Source organism: Mangrovicoccus sp. HB161399 (assembly GCF_013184745.1).
Lineage (GTDB): Bacteria > Pseudomonadota > Alphaproteobacteria > Rhodobacterales > Rhodobacteraceae > Mangrovicoccus.
Genome location: NZ_JAATVU010000284.1, coordinates 1 through 741, shown reverse-complemented (window position 1 = coordinate 741; position 741 = coordinate 1). Strand labels below are relative to the sequence as shown.

The 741-nt window shown below is 68.6% G+C and carries 1 protein-coding gene; it reads right to left on the bottom strand.

Features of this window, described 5'->3' with window-relative positions; all coding sequences use genetic code 11:
* A partial coding sequence (locus tag HCC78_RS34395; protein ID WP_253949488.1) for a hypothetical protein occupies positions 1-475 on the bottom strand: 475 nt, incomplete at its 3' end.
* Positions 476-741: the final 266 nt, after the last annotated feature.

Genomic DNA, 741 nt, shown 5'->3' with positions numbered 1-741 from the left:
TGACCGGAAGCGCATCAAGGCCCTGGAACGGGAGCTGGCGCGCAAGGAGAAGGCGCTGGCGGAGGCCGCGGCGCTCCTGGTCCTGAGAAAAAAAGGTGGCGGCGATCTGGGGCCCTGCGGACGGAGAGGACGAATGACCTCTGCTCCCGATCACCGGAAGATTGCCGGGTTCGTCGACGAGGCGATGGCCGCGGGCGCGTGCCGTTCTGCCGCCTGTGCCGAGCTTGGCCTGCATCCGCAGACGCTGGCCCGTTGGCATGATCCGCAGGGCGGCATCAGGGAGGACCAGCGCCCGGTGGCGGCGCGGCCGGTGCCTGTCAACAAGCTCAGCGGCGAGGAGCGCGCCCGCATCATCGCCACCTGCGGCCAGCCGGAATTCGCCAGCCTGCCGCCCAGCCAGATCGTGCCCATGCTGGCCGACGGGGGCACCTATATCGCGTCGCAATCCAGCTTTTACAGGGTCTTGCGCGACCATGGACAGAACCACCGCCGGGGCCGCGCGCGCAGCCCGACGAAAAGGCAGCCGCCCGCCAGCTTCGAGGCCAAAGGGGCCGTGCCAGGTGTGGACGTGGGAGTGAGGCACGGCCCGGCAATGCCGGGATCAAACCGTCCGGGGGACGGTTTGAAGTGCCGAACACCTGGCTGCCGGAGCCGGTCGCGGGGCGGTTCTTCTACCTCTACATCATCACCGACATCTGGAGCCGGAAAATCACCGGCTGGGAGGTCCATGAGCGCGAGACG